Source organism: Specibacter cremeus, assembly GCF_003946885.1.
GTDB lineage: Bacteria > Actinomycetota > Actinomycetes > Actinomycetales > Micrococcaceae > Specibacter > Specibacter cremeus.
Map to the genome: position 1 here is coordinate 20,221 of NZ_RWKQ01000020.1, position 20,454 is coordinate 40,674.

The window sequence follows — 20,454 nt, forward strand, 5'->3', positions numbered from 1 at the left end:
ATGCCCACGCCAGCGCACCCCGCACCCGGGCACCCGGGCGGGCACGTCGTCGTCGTCGGCAACGGCCAGGCCGGCATGCAACTCATCGACTCGCTCCGCGCCGGCGGCTACGCGGGGGCCATCACGGTCTTCGGCGAGGAGCCGCACGCCCCCTACCAGCGGCCGCCGCTGTCCAAGGACTACCTGGCCGCGGGTGCTGACCCGGAACCGCTGCCGTTGCGGGCCGCGAGGTTCTTCCTGGAGCACGACGTCGATGCCCGCCACGGCGTGGCCGTCACCGCCGTCGACCGGCACGCCCGCACCGTCGCCGCGGCCGACGGCACGACGCTTCGCTACACGACGCTGGTGCTCGCGACCGGCGCACGGAACCGGCCCCTGGCTGTGCCCGGCAGTGGCCTGGCGGGCATCCACGGGCTGCGCACGCTCGACGATGCGGAACGGGTCCATGCGCACCTCGGCCGCGCCGCCAACGTCGTGGTGATCGGGGCCGGGTTCATCGGACTCGAATTCGCGGCCGCCGCGGCCGCGCGCGGGGCCAACGTGACGGTGCTCGAATACGGCCCCCGGCCGCTCGGGCGGGCCGTCAGCGCCACGATGTCGGGCCACATCGCCGCGGCCCATGTCCGCGACGGCATCGACCTGCGCCTGGGCGATGGCATCGCCGCATTCGTCGGCACCGACGGTCACGTGACGGCGGCCGTGGCCGGCAGCGGGGCCGAGTACCCGGCCGACCTGGTCATGGTCGGCGTCGGCGTGCTGCCGCGCACCGAACTGGCGCTGGCGGCCGGGCTCGAGGTGGACAACGGCATCGTCGTCGACGGTGCGTTGCGCACCAGCGACCCAAACATCTTCGCGCTCGGCGACTGCGCGAACTTCCCGCAGCCCCGGCTCGGTGCCAGGGCCCGGCTGGAGTCGGTGCAGAACGCCACCGACCAGGCTCGCCACGCCGCCGCCGCCATCCTGGGCGAGACGGGTGAGTACGACGAACTGCCGTGGTTCTGGAGCCACCAGGGCACGCTGAAACTGCAGATCGCCGGGCTGTCCCAACCGGGGGACGGCACGGTCCTGCGAGGGGACCCCGCCACCGGGAAGTTCTCCGTTTTCTGTTTCCGGGACGGCCGGCTCGCCGCCGTGGAGAGCGTGAACGCCCCTGCCGACCACATGGCCGCCCGGCGCGCCCTGGCCGCGGGCCGCACGCTGGACCCGGACCAGGCCGCCGACCCGACCTTCGATTTCAAGGCGTGGTCCCGGGATCCGGCCCCGGCCGCCGTCTAGCACTCCGCCCGGATATGTCCAACGCCATAGACCCGTGTGACGCACGCGACCAAGACCCGTAGAATCAGATACGATTTACTATCTGACGGCCGGGTTTCATCACCACCCGCCGCAGTCGCACCCATGAAACGGCCACATCGAAGCGGCCAGAACAAGGATTTCCATGAGCACCACACCACACAGCAGCTCGGCCGGGGACCAGCGCCGGGTTGCCTTCGCCACCATCGTCGGCACGACGGTCGAGTGGTATGACTTCTTCATCTACGCCAACGCCGCCGGCCTGGTCTTTGCGCACCTGTTCTTCGAGCCGGCCGGTGCGCAGGTCGGCATCCTGCTCTCCTTCGCGACCGTCGGGCTCAGCTTCCTGTTCCGCCCGCTCGGCGCGTTCCTGGCCGGCCACTTCGGCGACCGGATCGGCCGCCGCGCCATGCTCGTGGCCACGCTCATCCTCATGGGCGCCTCGACGACGCTCGTCGGCGTGCTGCCCACGTACGAGTCGGTCGGCCTGGTCGCCCCGATCCTGCTGCTCCTGCTGCGCATCATGCAGGGCATCTCGGCCGGCGGCGAATGGGGCGGCGCCGTGCTGATGGCCGTGGAACACGCACCCGCCGGCCGCCGCGGCCTGTTCGGTGCGTTCCCGCAGGTCGGTGTGCCGCTGGGCATGGTGCTGGCCTCCGGCGTGCTCGCCCTGATGTCCGGGGTCATCTCGCCCGGGGAGGCGTTCACCCAGTGGGGCTGGCGCGTGCCGTTCCTGCTCAGCTTCGTGCTGATCATCATCGGCTACATCGTCCGCCGCTCGGTCGAGGAGAGCCCGGTGTTCGAGGAGATCGCGGCCACGAAGAAGCAGACCCGGGTGCCCGTCGTCGAGCTCTTCAAGAAGCACTGGCTGCTCGTCATCGTCGCCGCGCTCGTGTTCGCCGGCAACAACGCCGCCGGCTACATGACCACGGGCGGGTACGTGCTCAACTACTCGACGAACCCGCACGGGCTCGCCATGGACCGCACAGAGGTGCTGCTGGCCGTCACCTGCAGTGCCGTCGTCTGGCTCGTCACGACCCTGCTCGGCGGGCACCTGGCCGACATCTGGGGCCGCAAGAAGACGTACGTGGCCGGCTACATCATCCAGATCCTCACGGTGTTCCCGCTGTTCTGGCTCGTGAACACGGGCAACATCTGGGCGCTGTTCACGGGCCTGGCGTTGCTGACGCTCGGCCTGGGCCTGACCTATGGCCCGCAGGCGGTCGTGTACAGCGAGCTGTTCCCGGCCTCGGTGCGCTTCTCCGGCGTGGCCATCTCCTACGCGATCGGCGCGATCCTGGGCGGCGCGTTCGCCCCCATGATCGCCACGGCGCTGGTGCAGGCCACGGGCTCGACGACGGCGGTGTCGATCTACCTGCTGCTCATGGCGCTCGTGTCGACGGCGGCCGTGCTGGTCATCCGGGAGCGCAAGGGCATCGACCTGGGCATCGGAAACCAGGCCGAACAGGAGGTTGGCGCCACGATCTTCGACAAGCGCCGCCACGCCCCCGAGCTGGCCGGGCAGGTCGCCGGAAACTAGACCCCGCCCAACTATGACGCAGCAGGTGCTGGAAATCCGCGGATTTCCAGCACCTGCTGCGTCATAGTTGGGTTCGTCACCGTTGGGGTCAAGGGCGGCGGCTAGCGGGAGACCTCGTCCAGCACGTCGGTGATCTGCGCGGGCAGCTCGTCCAGCGTCGCCGCGAGCACCTGCTCCAGCTGCTCCACGGTGCGCGGCCCGACGACGGCGCCGCACACCCCGTCCCGTCCCAACAGCCAGCTGAGCGCCACATCCAGCGGCGACCGGTCGAGACCCTTGGCGGCCGTGACCACGGCTTCCGTGATCCGTGCGGGCTTGCCCAACAGGTACGGTGACACATAGTCCGCAAAGGCGTCCGAGGCGCCGCGGGAATCGGCGGGGATCTGTCCGCGGTACTTGCCTGTCAGCACGCCCCGGCCCAGCGGGCCCCAGCACATGATGCCGGTGCCCAGATGGTCGGCCGCCGGCACGACCTCGCACTCGGCCGCGCGCGTCAACAGCGAATACTCGACCTGGTTGGCCACCAGGGGGGCATCGGACAGGGTGGCCGCCCGGGCCAGCTGCCAGCCGCTGTAGTTGGACACGCCGGCGTAGCGCACGCGCCCCGTCGACACGGCGAGCTCCAAGGCGCTGAGCGTTTCCTCCAGCGGGACGTTCTCATCCCACAGCTGGGCCAGCCACAAATCCAGGTGATCGGTGCCCAGCCGGGCCAGGGTCGCGTCGAGGCTGGCCAGCATGGCCCGGCGCGACGTGTCCACCATGCGCCGGCCGCGGCGCCGGTCCACGCCCGCCTTGGACACGAGCACCAGTTCGTGCCGTGGCACGACGTCGCCCACCATGGCGCCGAGGATGGCCTCGCTGCTGCCCTCGGCATATTCGGCCGCCGTGTCGACAGTCGTGCCACCGGCCGCGAGAAAGGCCTCAAGCTGTGCGCGGGCGGCGTCCTCGTCCGTGACGCGGCCCCACGTCATGGTGCCCAGCGCCAGGGCGGAAACGCGCAGGCCGCTGGTGCCGACAAATCGTTGCTGCATACCTAGAATCCTACGGTGCGCCGGGAGGCCCGCCGACACGATCGTGGCCTACGCTGAAACCCGTGAACTGGATAGAAGCGGCCCTGCTGGGCCTTGTGCAAGGCCTGACCGAATTCCTCCCCGTTTCCTCCAGTGCCCACCTGTTCGTGGTGGGCAAGTTCCTGCCCTCGGGCGCCGACCCCGGCGCCGCGTTCACCGCGGTGTCGCAGCTGGGCACGGAAGCCGCCGTCGTCGTCTTCTTCTGGCGTGACATCGTCCGCATCGTCAAGGCCTGGTTCGGCTCGTTGCGCGGCGCCGTGCCCCGCAACGACCCCGACGCCCGCATGGGCTGGCTGGTGATCGTCGGGTCCGTGCCGATCGTCGTCCTGGGGCTGCTGTTCCAGAACGCCATCGAATCAACGCTGCGCAACCTGTGGATCGTCGCGACCACCCTGATCGTGTTCGGCCTCATCCTGGCCGTGGCCGACGCCATCGGCACGCAACAACGCAAGCTCGCGGACCTCACCGTCAGGCACGGCATCCTCTATGGCCTGGCCCAGTCGCTGGCGCTCATCCCGGGCGTCTCCCGGTCCGGCGGCACGATCACGGCCGGCCTGCTCATGGGCTACACGCGCGAGGCCGCCGCCCGGTACTCCTTCCTGCTGGCCATCCCCGCGGTGGTGGGCTCGGGCCTGTACGAGCTGTACAAGGTGCTGGCCAAGCACGAGGGGGCGCACGGGCCATTCAACATCGGCCAGACGGCGTTGGCCACGATCATTGCGTTCGTCGTCGGCTACCTGATCATCGGCTGGTTCCTGAGGTATATCTCCACCAGGAGCTACCGGGTGTTCGTCTGGTACCGGATCGCCCTCGGCCTGCTGCTGTACATCCTGCTCGGTTTCGGGGTCATCACCGCCTGACACTAGGCTGGGGTAGTGAAAACCTGGAAGTCGCGCCCTGTCCCGGAGTTGCCGGGCTCCATGCCTGCCCTGCAGTTGCACGAAACGACGCAACGGCGCATCATCGCCCTGCCCGCCGGAGACCCGGTCAGCATGTACGTCTGCGGCATCACCCCCTACGACGCCACGCACATGGGCCATGCCGCCACCTACGTGGCGTTCGACCTGCTCAACAGGGCCTGGCGGGACGCCGGCCGGTCCGTCACCTACGTGCAGAACGTGACCGACGTCGACGACCCGCTGCTGGAACGGGCGGCGCGCGACGGGGTGGATTGGCGCCAGCTGGCCCTGGAGCAGACGGAACTGTTCCACGAGGACATGGAGGCGCTGAACGTGCTGGCACCTGACAAGTACATCGGCGCCGTCGAGGCGATCGACTGGATCGTGCCCGACATCGAACGGCTCGTGGCCGACGGCCTCGCCTACGCCGTCCCCGGCGCCGGGGGAGAGCCCGACGGCGATATCTACTTCTCCGTCGACGCCGCCTCCGCGTCGGGCCGGGGCGGCCTCGACGGGCCGTGGTGGCTGGGCCAGGTCTCCGGGCTGAGCGAGCGCGAGATGGTGCCGGTCTTCGGCGAACGCGGCGGCGACCCCGAGCGCCCGGGCAAGCGCAACGCGCTCGACGCCCTGTTGTGGCGGGTCGCCCGGGACGGCGAACCGAGCTGGGACGGGGGGTCGCTGGGCGCCGGCCGGCCGGGCTGGCATATCGAGTGCACGGTCATCGCCCAACGCTTCCTGCCCCGGCCGTTCACGGTCCAGGGCGGCGGCTCCGACCTGGTGTTCCCGCACCACGAAATGGGGGCCGGGCACGCCTACGCGCTCGGCCGGGTGCCGTTGGCCCGGCACTACACGCACGCCGGCATGGTGGGCCTGGACGGCGAGAAGATGAGCAAATCCCGTGGCAACTTGGTGCTGGTCTCGAAACTGCGCGCCGACGGAGTCGAGCCGGACGCCATCCGGCTGGCCATCCTGGCCAACCACTACCGGTCCGATTGGTTCTGGACGGACAAGCTGCTGGTCACCGCCACCGCCCGGCTGGACACGTGGCGCCGCGCCGCCGTTCACTCCGGCCAGGGGTCGGCCGGTCCGTTGCTGGCGCACCTGCGCGCCGCCCTGGCCAACGACCTGGACGCCCCGGCCGCACTGGCCGCCGTCGACGCGTGGGCCGCGGCCGCGTTGGCCGGATCCGGCGCGCCGAGCGCCCTCGACGAGGCCCTCGTCACCGATGCGTTGGAGGCGCTCCTGGGCATCAGGCTCTAGGGCTGGTCCTTGCCGCGCCGGCGCAGGTAGCGTTCGAACTCCTTGGCGATCGACTCACCGCTTGCCTCGGGCAGGTCGGCGGTGTCCTTGGCCTCCTCGAGCTGGCGCACGTAGGCGGCGATCTCGGGGTCCTCACCGGCCAGGTCGTTCACGCCGCGCTCCCACGCCTGGGCGTCGTCGGCGAGTTCCGCCGTCGTGAACGGGGTCGCCAGCATGTCCTCGATGCGGTGCAGCAGCGCCAGCTCCGCCTTCGGGGAGGGGGCCTGGGCCACATAGTGTGGCACGGCCGCCCACAACGCCACCGTCGGCAGGCCGGCCAGCTGCGCCATCTCATTGAGCACCCCGACGATGCCGATGGGGCCCTCGTATTCGGATGGTTCCAGATTCAGCCGTTCGCGCAGCTCGTTGTCCTCGCACGTGGCCGTGACGGGGATGGGCCGGGTGTGCGGCACGTCGGCCAGCAACGCGCCCACCAGCACCACGTAGTTGACGTCGAACTCGGCCGCCTTGGCCAACAGTTCCATCGTGTAGGCCCGCCACCGGTAGGACGGCTCCACGCCGTGCACGAACACGATGTCGATGGGCGTGCCGGGGATGGACGCCCTCGCGATCTTCGTCACGGGCCAGCGGATCTTCCGCGATCCGTCGCCGGCGCGGTGGATGGCCGGCCGGGTGAACTGGAAGTCGTAATAGTCGTCCGGCTCCAGCGTGGCGATGCGCTTCGCCCCCCACAACCGGTGCAGGTATTTCAACGAGTCGCTGGCCGCGTCGCCGGCGTCGTTCCAGCCCTCGAAGGCAGCCAACATCACGGTCACACGCTCACCGTCCGGTATGGTCCCGAACAGCGCATGGGCCGGATTCTGGTCCCCACCGTTGAAACTCATCACACCACCACCCTACGACGCCGGAGGTCCCGGACGGCCGCATTGCGCCGTCGGATGAAGAACAATCTTCCCCCCGGCGCGCCCCGTAGACTAGGCCCATGCGATCCCCCTCTTCTTCGCCTGCTTCCGCCGCGCCCGCCCCGTCCAGTGGATTGGACACCGTGTTGAAGGCGGTCCTGTGGGACATGGACGGCACGCTCGTGGACACCGAACCGTATTGGATCGCCGCCGAAACCGAGCTGGTGACGTCCCACGGCGGGCACTGGGGCCATGAGCAGGCGCTGTCCCTGGTGGGCAAGGCCCTTGAGGATTCGGCCGTCGTGTTGCAGGAGGCGGGCGTCCCTTGGGGGATCCGGGAGATCGTCGACCACCTCACGGAACGGGTGATCGCCCAGGTGCGCCGGGAGCTGCCGTGGCGCCCGGGCGCGCGCGAGTTGCTGGCCGACCTGCACGGCGCCGGGGTCCGCTGCGCCCTGGTGACCATGAGCGAGGGCCCGCTGGCCGGCGAGATCGCCGCGTCGCTGCCCGGCCCGTACTTCGAGTTCCTTGTCACCGGCGACCAGGTGTCGCGGGGCAAGCCCCACCCGGAACCGTACCTGCGCGCCATCGAGCGGTTGCGGGCCACCGATCCCTCCCTCGGCGCCGGCAATTGCGTGGCCCTGGAGGACTCGGTGCCCGGCGTGGCCTCGGCCGTGGCCGCCGGCCTGCTGACCGTGGGCATCGCGCACCACGTGCCGCTGGACGACGACGGCGGGCACGTGGCGTGGCCGACGCTGGCGGGCCGGACGACGGCGGACCTGCGGGCGCTGTTGTCCGTGGAGGGCGGCCGATGACGGACCAGCCCGCACGCGGCGGCCGGTTCCGCGAGGGCATCCCGCTCGGGCACATTGCCGGGGTGCCGATTGTGCTGGCGCAGTCATGGTTCGTCATCGCCGCGTTCACGGTGATCGTGTTCGGCCCGCAACTCCAACGCATCCACCCGGACATGGGCATCTGGGGCTACGTCATCGCCTTCTGCTACGCCCTGCTGCTCCTGTTCTCCGTGCTGGTCCATGAACTCGCCCACGCGTTGAGCGCGAAGATGTACGGCTGGCCCATCCACAAGATCGTGTTGAACCTGTGGGGCGGCCACACCGAGTTCGACGGCGGGAAGTCCCGCCCGGGTGCCGCCGTCGTCGTCGCCTTCGCCGGGCCCGTCGCCAACTTCGTGCTCGCCGGCATCGCCTACCTGGTGTACCTCGCCGCGCCGGCGGGAACCGGGCTGGCCGGCGCCGTCCTGCTCCTGCTGGGCAACATCTTCATCTGGGCGAACCTGCTCATCGGCGGGTTCAACATCCTGCCCGGGCTGCCACTTGACGGCGGCCGCCTGGTCGAATCCATCGTCTGGAAGGCGACCGGCAGCCAGGAGAAGGGCACGATCGCGGCGGGTTGGGCCGGGCGCATCGTCACGATCCTCATCGTCATCGTCGGCCTGGGCTGGCCGGTGTGGCTGGGTGGCGGACCGGACCTGACCACGATCGTGGTGACCTTGTTCCTGGCCGGGTTCCTGTGGATGGGGGCGTCCGCGTCCATCGCGAACGCGAGGCTGCGCCTGCGCCTGCCGACCGTCACGGCGGGGTCGCTGGCCGTGCCCGCGGTGGGTGCGCCGGCCACCTGCAGCGTGGCCCAGCTGTGGGCCATGCGCGCCGCGCATCCGTCCGCGCCCATCATCCTGTGCTCGGCCGAGGGCCGCCCGTCGGCCGTCGTGGACGAACCGTCCCTGGCCAACGTGCCGCCCGCCATCGCCGGCCACACGCCGGCCACGTCGGTCGCCCGCACCCTCGCACCGGGCGCCTACGTGCCGCAGCAGGCGGCCGGTGCCGAGCTGGTCCAGTACCTGGCCCAGCTGGCAGGCAGCGAGTATGCCGTCATCGACGCCGAGGGTCGGGTCACGGGCCTGCTGCAACAGGCCGTCGTCGTTGCCGCCCTGCAGGGAAAATGACAGGCAACCGGCACGGAAGCCGGGCCGCACCGCCCCGCCTCCGCCACCACGTTTCGAGCCACACATCCGAAGGACACCCCCATGAGCCACATTGACCCCACCGAGACCGTCCCGGGGCCGGCGGCCCAGCCCGCCGGCCTGCCCCATGGTGCCGCGATCCGGCGCGGGCCGTTCCGTGCCGGCGAGCGCGTCCAGCTCACCGACGAGCGCGGGCGCATGAACACCATCATGCTGACCCCGGGGACCGCGTACCACACGCACAAGGGGTTCCTGAACCACGACGTGATCATCGGCGCGCCCGAGGGGTCCATCGTGGCGAACAACATCGGCCAGCAGTACCAGGCGCTGCGGCCGCTGCTCTCCGACTTCGTGCTGTCCATGCCGCGTGGTGCGGCCGTCGTCTACCCCAAGGACGCCGGCCAGATCATCACGATGGCCGACATCTACCCGGGCGCCCGCGTCGTCGAGGCCGGCGTCGGCTCCGGCGCCCTGTCCATCTCGCTGCTGCGTGCCGTGGGCGACGGCGGGTACCTGCACTCGTTCGAACGGCGCGAGGAGTTCGCGGACATCGCCCGCGGCAACGTCGAGACGATCTTCGGCGGCCCGCACCCGGCCTGGCGGGTCTCGCTGGGCGACTTCCAGGAACAGGTCGTCGCGCAGGAGGAGCCGGGCAGTGTCGACCGCGTCGTCCTCGACATGCTCGCCCCGTGGGAATGCCTTGACGCGGTCGCCACCGTGCTCGCGCCCGGGGGCGTGTGGATCAACTACGTCGCCACCGTCACCCAGCTCTCGCGCACGGCCGAGGCCATCCGCGCCGATGGCCGCTTCACCGAGCCGGATGCCTGGGAGTCGATGGTCCGCGGCTGGCACCTGGAGGGCCTGGCGGTGCGCCCGGACCACCGGATGGTGGCGCACACCGGCTTCCTGCTGGTGACCCGCCGGCTCGCCGACGGCGTCACCGGCCTGGCGTTGAAGAAGCGCAACAAGACGGAGTTCACCGACGAGGACCTCAACGCGTGGACGCCGGAGTCCGTGGGGGAGCGGGCCGTCTCGGACCGCAAGCTGCGCCGGGCCGCCCGCGACGCCGTGTCCACCGTCCAGACGAAGGGCACCCGGCCCAAGGCGTCGCGCGGCGCAACGAACGGCACACCCCCAGCGGCGTCCTAGCCGGACGCGCTAGGCTCGATAGTGGAACGGCAGCAATGAGCGAAGGGACGGTGGACTCATGAATGATCCAACGACTGGCATACCCACAGCAGGCGAGCCGGCACCGCTCCCGGCCCAGCACGCCGCCCTGGAGCGCCAACTGAACGTTCTTCGCGAGAAGGCCCGCAACCTGGACCGCCAACTTGCCGCCGCCACGACGAACAACACCCGCCTGGTCACCACGCTGGAGGCGGCCAAGACCGAGATCCTGAAGCTGCGCACGGCACTGGAGAACGACGGCCAGCCGCCGTATTCGTTCGGCACGCTCGTGTCCGTCAACCCGCGGGCGGCCGCCTCGGCCACGGTGCCGGGAACCGCGGCCGGCATCGCCGTCACCGAGGAGACCGTCGACATCTACGCGGCCGGCCGCAAGATGCGCGTGGGACTGAGCCCGCTGGTCAATGTGAAGTCGCTCAGCGTCGGCCAGGAGGTGCTGCTCAACGAGGCCTACACCGTCATCGCGGCGCTCGGATTCGAACGCGTCGGCGAGCTGGTCACCGTCAAGGAACTGCTCGGCCGCGACCGCGTGCTGGTGACGGGGCGCGCCGACGAGGAACGCGTGGTGCGCGTCGCCGGCGCGTTGGCCGCCGCCGGGGTGCGCGTCGGTGACGCGCTCACCATGGACGGGCGCACCGGCTACGCCCTGGAGAAGATCCCCCGCTCCGAGGTGGAGAACCTGATCCTCGAAGAGGTGCCGGACATCTCCTACGCGGACATCGGCGGGCTGTCGTCGCAGATCGAACAGATCCGCGACGCCGTGGAGCTGCCGTTCCTGCACCCGGACCTGTACCGCGAACACGGGTTGAAAGCGCCCAAGGGCATCCTGCTGTACGGCCCGCCCGGGTGCGGCAAGACGCTCATCGCCAAGGCGGTGGCGAACTCGCTGGCCAAGCGCGCGCGCGAACGCTCCGGCGTCAAGGACCAGAAGAGCTACTTCCTGAACATCAAGGGCCCGGAGTTGCTCGACAAATATGTCGGCGAGACGGAACGCCAGATCCGGCTGATCTTCTCCCGCGCCCGGGAGAAGGCATCGGACGGCAGCGCCGTCGTCGTCTTCTTCGACGAGATGGACTCGCTGTTCCGCACGCGCGGCACCGGCGTGTCCTCCGATGTGGAGACGACGATCGTGCCGCAGCTGCTCAGCGAGATCGACGGCGTCGAACGGCTCGACAACGTCATCGTCATCGGCGCCTCCAACCGTGAGGACATGATCGACCCGGCCATCCTGCGCCCGGGCCGGCTGGATGTGAAGGTGAAGATCCTGCGCCCGGACGCGGAGGCCGCCGCGGACATCTTCGCCAAGTACATCACCACGGGCCTGCCCTTCCACCGGGACGACCTGGAGGCCAACAACGGCAGCCTGCAGGAGACCGTCGACGCCATGATCCAGCGCACCGTGGAGGCCATGTACTCGACCGACAAGTCGAACGAGTACCTCGAAGTCACCTACGCCAACGGCGACACGGAGATGCTGTACTTCAAGGACTTCAACTCCGGCGCCGTCATCCAGAACGTGGTGGACCGGGCCAAGAAGTACGCCATCAAGGAACTTCTCACCAGCGGCGAGAAGGGGCTTCGCATCGAACACCTGCTGCGGGCCGTCGTCGACGAATTCCGCGAACACGAGGACATGCCCAACACGACGAACCCCGACGACTGGGCACGGATCTCGGGCAAGAAGGGTGAACGCATCACCTACATCCGCACCATCGTCCAGAGCAAGGAAGGCCAGGAGCCGGGCAAGACCCTGGAGACGGTGACCAACACGGGGCAGTACCTGTGAGCGCCGTGCGCGTCATGGGCGCGGAGACCGAGTTCGGCATCCACACCCCCGGGCACTCGTCGTTCAACGCCACCTGGCTGTCCACCCAGGTGGTGCACGCCTATTCGCTGGAGACCGGCCACCGCGCGGCCGCCGGCGGGGAGACGCGGTGGGACTACACGGACGAGGACCCGTTGGCGGACGCGCGCGGCTGGGTGGTGCCCCGCAACGAGGCCCACGCCAGCCAGCTCACGGACGAGGAGCAGGAGGTCACGGCCGCCCAGATCGCGCTCGAGGGCGGGCTGGCCGAGGCCGCCGACGGCACGATGGGCCCCCTCATGATGAACATGGTGCTGGGCAACGGCGCGCGGCTGTACGTTGACCACGCCCACCCCGAATACTCCTCGCCCGAGGTCACCAACCCGTTGGACGCCGTGACGTGGGACGCGGCGGGGGACGTCGTGGCATTGGCCGCGGTCCGGCGCATCGCCGCCACGCCCGGGCTGCCGCCCATCACGCTGTACAAGAACAACACGGACAACAAGTCGGCCTCGTACGGCAGCCACGAGAACTACCTGGTGCCGCGGCACGTGCCGTTCCCGCACCTGGTGACCGGCCTGACGCCGTTCTTCACCACCCGGCAGCTCATCTGCGGCGCCGGGCGCATCGGGCTGGGGCAGGACGGCTCCCGGGCCGGGTTCCAGGTCAGCGCCCGGGCGGACTTCTTCGAGGCGGAGGTCGGGCTGGAGACCACCATCCGCCGGCCCATCATCAACACCCGCGACGAACCCCACGCCACGGCGGACAAGTACCGCCGCCTGCACGTGATCATCGGCGACGCCAACCTGTCCCAGGTGTCGGCGTACCTGAAGTTCGGCACGACGGCGCTGGTGCTGGACCTGATCGAGAACAACGCCGTCCCCGACGTGGAGATCATGGCCCCGGTCGGCACCCTGCATGCCGTCAGCCACGACTGGCAGCTGCGGGACAAGTACCGGCTCGCCGACGGCCGCCGCGTGACGGCACTCGATGTGCAGTGGATGTACCTGGAGGCCGCCCGGGCCCTGGCCGAACGCACCGGTGCCGCCGACCCGGTCACCGGGGACGGCCACACAGCCACCGTGCTGCGGCTCTGGGAGGAGGTTCTGGCCGGGCTCTCCGGCGACGTCTCGAGCGTTGCCGGCAAGGTCGAGTGGGTGGCGAAACTGGAACTCCTTCAGCAGTTCAGGGACCGGGACGGGCTGGCCTGGACGGACCCCCGGCTGGCGCTGATCGACCTGCAATGGTCCGACGTCCGGCCGGAGAAGGGCCTGTACCATCGCCTGCTGCAGCGCGGGCGGATGGAGCGGCTGGTTGCGGACGAGGCGATCGGCGCCGCGGCCCTGAACCCGCCCACGGACACGCGCGCGTACTTCCGTGGCCGATGCATCCGGCAATTCGGCGCCCAGGTGGTGGGCGCGAGCTGGGATTCGGTCATCTTCGAGCTGCCGCACCAGCGACGCCTGCAACGCGTTCCCACGAAGGAGCCGCTGCGCGGCACGGAGGCGCTGACACGGGAGCTTTTCGACGCCCATCCGGACGCCGCATCTTTTTTGGCCGCGTTGCTGGGCACGCCGCGTCGCTGAGTTGTTTTCCGTGGCAGGATGGCAGTAGGAAGCGAGCGACGAAGGAGGAACGGCCATGCCGGCACAGGAGCAGAGGAACACATCCGGGCGTGACGAGGAAGTGGAGGCCGACGCCGTACCCACTCCCGAACCGGCGCCGGCAGGCGCGGCCGGCAACGCCCAGACCGCCGGCGTCGACGACCTGCTGGACGAGATCGATGGCGTGCTCGAGGCCAACGCGGAGGAATTCGTGCGCGGCTTCGTCCAAAAGGGCGGCCAGTAGGGGGCCGGCGTGGACGCGAACCCCGGCCTGCCGGCCGCCATCGCCGCGGCGGCGACGTCGTCGTTCACCGACTTCGTCGCCCGGACCACCCCCGACTTGCTGCCGTTCGGCCGCACCCTGCCGGCAGGTGACATGCCGGCCACCCCGCACGGCACCACCATCGTGGCCGCCACGTTCGCCGGCGGCGTCCTCATGGCCGGCGACCGGCGCGCCACCATGGGCTCCACGATCGCCAGCCGCCGGATCGAGAAGGTGTTCGCCGCCGACCGGTTCTCCGTGCTCGGCGTCGCCGGCACGGCCGGGGTCGCCATCGACATCGTCAAGCTGTTCCAGGTGGAGCTCGAGCACTACGAGAAGATCGAGGACACGCTGCTCAGCCTCGACGGCAAGGCCAACCGGCTCGGCGCCATGATCCGCGCGAACCTGCCCATGGCCCTGCAGGGCCTGGCCGTGGTGCCGCTGTTCGCCGGCTACGACGACGCCGAGGGCACCGGCCGGTTGTTCTCCTACGACGTCACAGGCGGCCGTTATGAGGAGCTCGAGCACCACAGCGTCGGTTCCGGCTCCATGTTCGCCCGCGGCGCGCTGAAGAAACTGTGGACACCCGGGATGACGGAGCCGCAGGCGCTGGCCGTGGCCACCGAGTCCCTCATCGACGCGGCCGACGACGATTCCGCCACCGGCGGCCCGGACCTGGTCCGGCAGTTGTGGCCGGTCGTGTATTCGGTGACGGCCGACGGCGCCCGCCGGGTCGACGACGACGAGCTCGCCGTCGTCGTGCAGGCCATCCTTGACCGACGCACCGCCGAACGCCGGGAGGCCTAGATGACCCAGCAGTTCTACGTCTCACCCGAACAGGTCATGAAGGACCGGGCCGATTTCGCCCGCAAGGGCATCGCCCGGGGCAAGTCCGTCGTCGTCGTCACCTGCGAGGACGGCATTGCGCTTGTGGCCGAGAACCTGTCCCGGTCGCTGCACAAGATCGGTGAGATCTACGACAAGATCGGCTTCGCCGCCGTGGGCAAGTACAACGAGTTCGAGAGCCTGCGCCAGGCCGGGGTCAGGTACGCCGACGTGCGCGGATACTCATACGACCGCGACGACGTCACGGCCCGCGGACTGGCCAGTGTGTACGCGCAGAGCCTCGGGGCGGTGTTCACGGCCGAGCAGAAGCCGTTCGAGGTGGAACTGGCCGTCGCCGAGGTGGGTGCAACCCAGGCGGGGGACCACATCTACCGGCTCACGTTCGACGGCTCCATCGCCGACGAGCACGGTTTCCTGGCCATGGGCGGGCAGGCCGACGCCGTCCAGGCGCGCCTGTTGGAGCACTGGCGCCCCGGTGCGCCGCTGGCCGTGGCCCTGTCATGGGCGGTGGTGGCGCTGGACGCGCCCCGGCAGGCCGGCGGCCTGGCCGGTGCGCTGGCGCCCGAAATGTTGGAGGTGGCGGTGCTGGAACGTGACACCCCGGCACGCCGCGGCACGCACCGGGCGTTCCGGCGGCTGGCCGACGACGAGGTGGCCGCGCTGCTGGCAACGGGCGCCGGCACGGACACCGCCGTCGGACAGGGCGGGGAGTAGCGGTGGACCGGCGCATCTTCGGCATCGAGACGGAATTCGGGATCGCCTATTCCGCGCCCGGCGGGCGGCCGCTGTCCCCGGAGGAGGTGGCCCGCTACCTGTTCCGCAAGGTCGTCAGCTGGGGGCGGTCCTCCAACGTGTTCCTCACCAACGGCGCCCGGCTGTACCTGGACGTCGGCTCGCACCCGGAGTACGCCAGTGCCGAGTGCGACAGTGTTGGGCAGCTGATCACCCACGACGCCGCCGGGTCGTTGGTCCTGGGCGACCTGGTGGCCGAGGCGCAGCAGCGGCTCATACTCGAGGGATTCGACGGGCAGATCTTCCTGTTCAAGAACAACACCGATTCGGCCGGCAACTCGTACGGCAGCCATGAGAACTACCTGATCAGCCGGCGCGGCGAGTTCACCCGGCTGGCCGACATCCTGATCCCGTTCCTGGTCACCCGCCAGCTGATCGCCGGGGCCGGCAAGGTGCTGTCCGCCCAGCAGGGCGGGCTGTACGCGTTCTCCCAGCGCGCCGACCACATCTGGGAGGGCGTCTCCTCGGCGACCACGCGTTCCCGGCCCATCATCAACACCCGGGACGAACCGCACGCCGACGCCGAATTCTACCGCCGGCTGCACGTCATCGTGGGCGACTCGACCATGAGCGAGACCACCACCATGCTCAAGGTCGGCACCGTGGACCTGATCCTGCGCATGGTCGAGGCCGGCACGATCATGCGCGACCTGCGCATGGAGAACCCCATCCGCAGCATCCGGGAGATCTCGCACGACCTGACCGGCCGGCACCCGGTGAAGATGGCCACCGGCAAGACCATGACGGCCATCGACATCCAGCGTGAATACCTGTCCCGGGCCGTCGGCTTCGTGGCCGCCAACGGCGCCCACACGCCACTGGTGCCGCGCATCCTGGACCTGTGGGAGCGCACCCTCGACGCGGTCGAATCCGGCGACCATTCCGGCATCGACACGGAAATCGACTGGGCCATCAAGAAGAAGCTGCTCGACGGCTATGCGGCGAAGCATTCGCTGGCGCTCGGAACGCCGCGCATCCAGCAACTGGACCTGACGTACCATGACATCTCCCCGACGCGCGGGCTGTTCAACCTGTTGCAGGCCAGGGGCCGCACCGCGAGGGTCACGACCGATGCGGCCATCGCCGAGGCCGTCGACGTCCCGCCGGCCACGACGCGGGCCCGGCTGCGCGGCGATTTCGTCCGCCAGGCCCGCGACGCCGGACGCGACTACACGGTCGACTGGGTGCATCTGAAGCTCAATGACCGTTCGCACCAGACGGTGCTGTGCAAGGACCCGTTCGCCAGCGAGGACGAGCGGGTCGACGAGCTCATCGCCTCCCTGCACCTGCCGTAACGGCCCCCGGTGGTCGAGCGTGTCGAGACTCCCGGTGGTCGAGCCTGACCAGGGATTTCGACAAGCTCAATCACCGGTGGTCCAGCCTGGTACAGCAAGCGTCCAGACTTTGCCGCTAAGCTGGTCGGGCCCGCCGGGACCGCCACGCCGGGCCTGACCCCACGTCTCCAACGAAAGTGATTCCGTGCGCCGACTTCTTGCGCTGTTGCTACCCGTCCTGCTGTTGCTGACCGCCTGCGGTGGCGGCCAGGCCACGCCGTCGGCGTCGCCCACCGCCACGACGACCGTGCCTGCGGCCAATGCCCAGGCGTTGGCCTCGGTGCAGGTGGTCGACGGCGGCAAGGGCAAGGCACCGAAGGTCACCTTCGACAAGCCGCTGGCCATCAAGGCCGAAGCGATCCGCGTCATCACCAAGGGCACCGGCGCCGTCGTCAAGGACGGCCAGTCCGTCGTGCTGCGCCAGGTCGCCTACAACGCCGACACGGCCGCGCTGGAGGGCGAGAACTTCACGAAGCCGGCCGGCCAGGACTTCGTGTTCAACGCCAACTTCAAGGAGACCTTCCCGCTGGTGTACGGCGCCTTCGTCGGCGCCACCGTCGGATCCTACGTCGCCTACGCCACCCCGGCCACCCCGGCCGTCGCCGGCAGCACCGCCGCGCCCAACCAGCCCGCCCAGCCGGCGTCCGTGAGCGTGTTCTACATCGAGTCGGCCAAGAACCCGCCGGCCGTCATGGGCCAGGATGACGTGAAGAAGCTGGACGCGGCCGGCGGCCTGCCGACGGTGACGTTCGACGCCAAGGGCGTCCCGGGCGTCACCATCCCCAAGAAGACCGCCCCCGCCGACCTGGTCGTGAAGGTGCTCTCCGAGGGCACCGGTGCGGTCGTCGCCGAATCAGACACCATCACGGCCAACTACACCGGCTGGCAGTGGGCCAACGGCACCAAGTTCGATTCGTCCTGGGACCGCGGCCAGCCCGCAAGCTTCAGCCTGAAGCAGGTCATCTCCGGCTGGACCAAAGGCCTGGCCGGGCAGAAGGTCGGCTCGAAGGTGCTGCTCGTCATCCCGGCCGCCATGGCCTACGGCGACAGCCCGTCCTCCGGCCAGCCCGGCGGTCCCCTCGTGTTCGTCGTCCAGATCGTGTCCAAGAAGTAGTACCGCAACCCCACCAACCATTGAGGAGCATCATGTCCTTCGGAACCCGCAACTTTGACCGCCAGAAGCCGGAGATCGACTTCCCGGACCACGACGTCCCCACCGAACTGGTCATCGAGGACCTGATCGAGGGCACCGGCACCGAGGTCGTCGCCGGCAGCACCGTGTCCACCCACTACGTGGGGGTCGCCTTCTCCACGGGCGAGGAGTTCGACTCGTCCTGGAACCGCGGCACGCCGCTGGAGTTCCGTGCGGGCATCGGCCAGGTCATCCAGGGCTGGGACCAGGGCCTGCTCGGCATGAAGGTCGGCGGCCGCCGCCGGCTCGAGATCCCCTCGGAGCTGGCGTACGGTTCCCGTGGCGCCGGCGGAGCCATCGGCCCGAACGAGGCGCTCATCTTCGTCGTCGACCTGGTCGGCGTGCGCAACTGAGCCGTCCCGGCCAAGTAGGCTGAGGGCGTGCCCGAAAGAATCCCCGCCGCCGAACGCCTGCTGAACCTGGTCATCGCCCTGCTCGGGTCCCGGTATGGGCGCAGCAAGGCGTTCATCCGGGGGCGGGTCAACGGATACGCGCCCGACCCGCGCGGGCTGGACCCCGTGGGCGCGTTCGACCGCGCCCTGGAGCGCGACAAGGACACGCTGCGCTCGCTCGGCATCCCGATCATCACCGAACGGCACAGCGAGTTCGACGACGAGGACTCGTACACGTACCGGATCGACCCGGCGCAGTACGCCGTGCCCGACGTCCGCCTGGACGGGGAAGGGCTGGCGCTGCTCACCGTCGCCGCCCGCGTCTGGGGCCAGGCCTCGTTCGGGCCGGCCGCGCGCGGTGCCCTGCGCAAGTTGGCGTTGCGCTCCGGCGTTGCCCTGCACGACGACGACACGAGCGTCCGGTCCCGGATCCGCACCCGGGAACCCGCTTTCGACCCGTTGTGGACCGCCCTGGCCGGTGGGCACCGCGTCACGTTCGACTACCGCCGCTCCGGCGACGCGACCGTCACGGAGCGCACCGTGGAACCGTGGGGCCTGGGCAACAAGTACGGCCAGTGGTACCTGAGCGGCCGCGACGTGGCCGCGGGTGGGGAGCGGCTGTTCCGGCTCTCCCGCATCGTGGCCGGCGTCACCATCGACACCCGCGCCGCGTTCGAGCGGGACCCCGGATTCCGGATGGCCGACGTGCTGGCCCGCCTGGGCACCGGCACCCCCCACACCGCCCTGGTCGACGTGCCGGCCGGGACGAACCAACGCCTGCGCCACGAGCCCCGGACCGTGGCCGTTGACGGCGCCCCGGACGGCTGGGACCGGCTCGAGGTGACGTACCGCGACGTCGAGTTGATGGCGGACGAGTTCGCCTCCCTCGGCGCCGCGGCCCTCGTGCGCGAACCCGACGACCTGCGCCGCCTCGTCGCCGGGAAACTGCACGCCGCCGCGGCCGCGTCCGCGGTGGACGCGACGGCCGTGGAGCTCACGGGCCGGCCGCGTCCGCGTGCCGTCCACACCGCGGACTCCAGGGACAGGCTCGTGCGGCTGCTGGCCATGGTGCCGTTCCTGCTGGCCAACCCCGGCATCAGCGTGGCAGCCGTCGCCGCCGAGTTCGACCTCGGCGAGGCCCAGCTGAAGAAGGACCTGGACCTGCTCATCATGTGCGGGCTGCCGGGCTACTATCCGGGCGACCTGATCGACATCACCTGGGACGACGGTGTCGTGTTCATCCGGGACGCGGACGTGCTGGCCAGGCCGCTGCGCCTGTCCCAGGATGAGGCCTGTGCCCTGCTTGTGGGCCTGGCCGCGCTTGCCGCGCTGCCCGGCGGCGACGCCGCCCTGCTGGAGCGGGTGCGCGGGGAGGTGCACGCTGTGGCCGGCGACCTGGCCTGGTTGGGCGACGCGGTGGCCGTCGAACTTGTCCCGGACACCACGGCGGACACCCTGCGCCGGTTCCAGTCCCTCGTCGACTCGGGGCACGCCGTGGAGCTGGGATACATGGCGGCAGGCCGCGAGACGGTCGGCGTGCGCGTCGTCGAGCCCCTGGCCCTGTTCTCCATGGATTCGGCCTGGTACCTGCACGCGTGGTGCCGGGATGCCGACGGCTGGCGCAATTTCCGGCTCGATCGCGTCATCTCGCACCGCGAGCTGGACGAGCCGGCGACGAGCCGGCACGCCACCGTGGGTCCACCCGAGGGATCCCTGTACGCTCCGGGCCCGACGGACACCGAGGTCGTGCTCCTCACGGATCCGCGTACCGCCGACGCCGTGACCGACGCGTTCGGCGGCCGGCAGACCAAGGCCGGGGCCGGCGTCGTCGGCGTCAACCTCCTCGTCGGCAGCACGGCGATCGTGCCGCCGCTCATCGCCCGGCTCGGCGGCGCGGCCCGTGTCGGGGGACCGGCCGACGTCGTCGCCACCACGCGCCGTTGGCTCGCCGACGCCGTGGCCGCCTACCCGGTGGTCGAGCCCGCGGTGGTCGAGCCTGTCGAGACCCCGGTGGTCGAGCCTGTCGAGCCCGCGGTGGTCGAGCCTGTCGAGACCCCGGTGGTCGAGCCTGTCGAGACCCCGGAAGGGGAGTGACGCC

18 protein-coding genes are annotated in these 20,454 nt (G+C 70.3%); 16 read left to right on the plus strand and 2 right to left on the minus strand.

The genetic code is table 11. The annotated features are described in order from the left end of the window. Complete coding sequence (locus tag EJC77_RS09480; RefSeq protein ID WP_125611963.1) at positions 1–1,275, plus strand: NAD(P)/FAD-dependent oxidoreductase; 1,275 nt, start codon at positions 1–3, stop codon at positions 1,273–1,275. 163 nt (positions 1,276–1,438) lie between these two features. Further along, positions 1,439–2,833: an MFS transporter gene (locus EJC77_RS09485; RefSeq protein ID WP_125611965.1), complete on the plus strand. Its 1,395-nt coding sequence runs from the start codon at positions 1,439–1,441 to the stop codon at positions 2,831–2,833. A gap of 101 nt (positions 2,834–2,934) precedes the next feature. Here EJC77_RS09485 and EJC77_RS09490 read toward each other — a convergent pair whose 3' ends face one another. Next, complete coding sequence (locus tag EJC77_RS09490) at positions 2,935–3,864, minus strand: aldo/keto reductase (protein ID WP_125611967.1); 930 nt, start codon at positions 3,862–3,864, stop codon at positions 2,935–2,937. A 62-nt stretch (positions 3,865–3,926) separates the two neighbouring features. On the opposite strand from EJC77_RS09490, the gene EJC77_RS09495 reads away from it, so the two are divergent. Next, a complete protein-coding gene (locus EJC77_RS09495; RefSeq protein WP_125611969.1) occupies positions 3,927–4,763 on the plus strand; it encodes an undecaprenyl-diphosphate phosphatase in 837 nt (278 codons plus the stop codon). Between the two features lie 15 nt (positions 4,764–4,778). Beyond that, positions 4,779–6,062 (plus strand): cysteine--1-D-myo-inosityl 2-amino-2-deoxy-alpha-D-glucopyranoside ligase, encoded by a 1,284-nt coding sequence (mshC, locus tag EJC77_RS09500; protein WP_125611971.1) that lies wholly within the window; start codon positions 4,779–4,781, stop codon positions 6,060–6,062. Here the strand turns inward: mshC and EJC77_RS09505 are convergent. After that, the gene (locus EJC77_RS09505) at positions 6,059–6,946 is read right to left on the minus strand and encodes a PAC2 family protein (protein ID WP_125611973.1); all 888 of its coding nucleotides are present in this window, start codon (positions 6,944–6,946) and stop codon (positions 6,059–6,061) included. The genes mshC and EJC77_RS09505 overlap by 4 nt on opposite strands. Positions 6,947–7,044: 98 nt before the next feature. Between EJC77_RS09505 and EJC77_RS09510 the strand changes: the two genes are divergently transcribed. The 12 genes from EJC77_RS09510 (at position 7,045) to EJC77_RS09565 (ending at position 20,450) form a co-directional block, all read left to right on the plus strand. Beyond that, complete coding sequence (locus EJC77_RS09510) at positions 7,045–7,779, plus strand: HAD family hydrolase (protein ID WP_125611975.1); 735 nt, start codon at positions 7,045–7,047, stop codon at positions 7,777–7,779. Then, positions 7,776–8,927 carry a site-2 protease family protein gene (locus EJC77_RS09515; protein ID WP_125611977.1) on the plus strand — a complete coding sequence of 384 codons (1,152 nt, stop codon included), beginning with the start codon at positions 7,776–7,778 and terminating at the stop codon, positions 8,925–8,927. Before EJC77_RS09510 ends, EJC77_RS09515 begins: the two co-directional genes overlap by 4 nt. An 81-nt stretch (positions 8,928–9,008) precedes the next feature. Next, positions 9,009–10,094: a tRNA (adenine-N1)-methyltransferase gene (locus EJC77_RS09520; protein ID WP_125611979.1), complete on the plus strand. Its 1,086-nt coding sequence runs from the start codon at positions 9,009–9,011 to the stop codon at positions 10,092–10,094. A 58-nt stretch (positions 10,095–10,152) separates the two neighbouring features. Beyond that, entirely contained in the window at positions 10,153–11,916 is a 1,764-nt protein-coding gene (arc, locus tag EJC77_RS09525; protein WP_125611981.1) for a proteasome ATPase, read from the plus strand. A gap of 14 nt (positions 11,917–11,930) precedes the next feature. Further along, positions 11,931–13,520 carry a depupylase/deamidase Dop gene (dop, locus tag EJC77_RS09530; RefSeq protein ID WP_125612075.1) on the plus strand — a complete coding sequence of 530 codons (1,590 nt, stop codon included), beginning with the start codon at positions 11,931–11,933 and terminating at the stop codon, positions 13,518–13,520. Between the two features lie 55 nt (positions 13,521–13,575). Next, complete coding sequence (locus EJC77_RS09535) at positions 13,576–13,782, plus strand: ubiquitin-like protein Pup (protein ID WP_125611983.1); 207 nt, start codon at positions 13,576–13,578, stop codon at positions 13,780–13,782. Positions 13,783–13,791: 9 nt separating this feature from the next. Further along, positions 13,792–14,607, plus strand: coding sequence for a proteasome subunit beta (prcB, locus tag EJC77_RS09540; protein ID WP_240630048.1), 816 nt, complete (start codon positions 13,792–13,794; stop codon positions 14,605–14,607). Further along, the gene (prcA, locus tag EJC77_RS09545; protein WP_125611985.1) at positions 14,608–15,360 is read left to right on the plus strand and encodes a proteasome subunit alpha; all 753 of its coding nucleotides are present in this window, start codon (positions 14,608–14,610) and stop codon (positions 15,358–15,360) included. Positions 15,361–15,362: 2 nt separating this feature from the next. Further along, the gene (pafA, locus tag EJC77_RS09550; RefSeq protein WP_125611987.1) at positions 15,363–16,733 is read left to right on the plus strand and encodes a Pup--protein ligase; all 1,371 of its coding nucleotides are present in this window, start codon (positions 15,363–15,365) and stop codon (positions 16,731–16,733) included. 184 nt (positions 16,734–16,917) lie between these two features. After that, positions 16,918–17,886: an FKBP-type peptidyl-prolyl cis-trans isomerase gene (locus EJC77_RS09555; protein ID WP_125611989.1), complete on the plus strand. Its 969-nt coding sequence runs from the start codon at positions 16,918–16,920 to the stop codon at positions 17,884–17,886. A 32-nt stretch (positions 17,887–17,918) separates the two neighbouring features. After that, complete coding sequence (locus EJC77_RS09560; protein WP_125611991.1) at positions 17,919–18,317, plus strand: FKBP-type peptidyl-prolyl cis-trans isomerase; 399 nt, start codon at positions 17,919–17,921, stop codon at positions 18,315–18,317. A 27-nt stretch (positions 18,318–18,344) separates the two neighbouring features. Further along, complete coding sequence (locus tag EJC77_RS09565) at positions 18,345–20,450, plus strand: helix-turn-helix transcriptional regulator (protein ID WP_125611993.1); 2,106 nt, start codon at positions 18,345–18,347, stop codon at positions 20,448–20,450. Positions 20,451–20,454 lie beyond the last annotated feature (4 nt).

What these genes read in the sequence shown, in the direction of transcription:
- EJC77_RS09480 (WP_125611963.1), top strand. Translation starts at nt 1, where the DNA reads ATGCCCACGCCAGCGCACCCCGCACCCGGGCACCCGGGCGGGCACGTC.
- EJC77_RS09485 (WP_125611965.1), top strand. Translation starts at nt 1,439, where the DNA reads ATGAGCACCACACCACACAGCAGCTCGGCCGGGGACCAGCGCCGGGTT.
- EJC77_RS09490 (WP_125611967.1), bottom strand. Translation starts at nt 3,864, where the DNA reads ATGCAGCAACGATTTGTCGGCACCAGCGGCCTGCGCGTTTCCGCCCTG.
- EJC77_RS09505 (WP_125611973.1), bottom strand. Translation starts at nt 6,946, where the DNA reads ATGAGTTTCAACGGTGGGGACCAGAATCCGGCCCATGCGCTGTTCGGG.
- EJC77_RS09510 (WP_125611975.1), top strand. Translation starts at nt 7,045, where the DNA reads ATGCGATCCCCCTCTTCTTCGCCTGCTTCCGCCGCGCCCGCCCCGTCC.
- EJC77_RS09515 (WP_125611977.1), top strand. Translation starts at nt 7,776, where the DNA reads ATGACGGACCAGCCCGCACGCGGCGGCCGGTTCCGCGAGGGCATCCCG.
- EJC77_RS09520 (WP_125611979.1), top strand. Translation starts at nt 9,009, where the DNA reads ATGAGCCACATTGACCCCACCGAGACCGTCCCGGGGCCGGCGGCCCAG.
- arc (WP_125611981.1), top strand. Translation starts at nt 10,153, where the DNA reads ATGAATGATCCAACGACTGGCATACCCACAGCAGGCGAGCCGGCACCG.
- dop (WP_125612075.1), top strand. Translation starts at nt 11,931, where the DNA reads ATGGGCGCGGAGACCGAGTTCGGCATCCACACCCCCGGGCACTCGTCG.
- EJC77_RS09535 (WP_125611983.1), top strand. Translation starts at nt 13,576, where the DNA reads ATGCCGGCACAGGAGCAGAGGAACACATCCGGGCGTGACGAGGAAGTG.
- prcA (WP_125611985.1), top strand. Translation starts at nt 14,608, where the DNA reads ATGACCCAGCAGTTCTACGTCTCACCCGAACAGGTCATGAAGGACCGG.
- EJC77_RS09560 (WP_125611991.1), top strand. Translation starts at nt 17,919, where the DNA reads ATGTCCTTCGGAACCCGCAACTTTGACCGCCAGAAGCCGGAGATCGAC.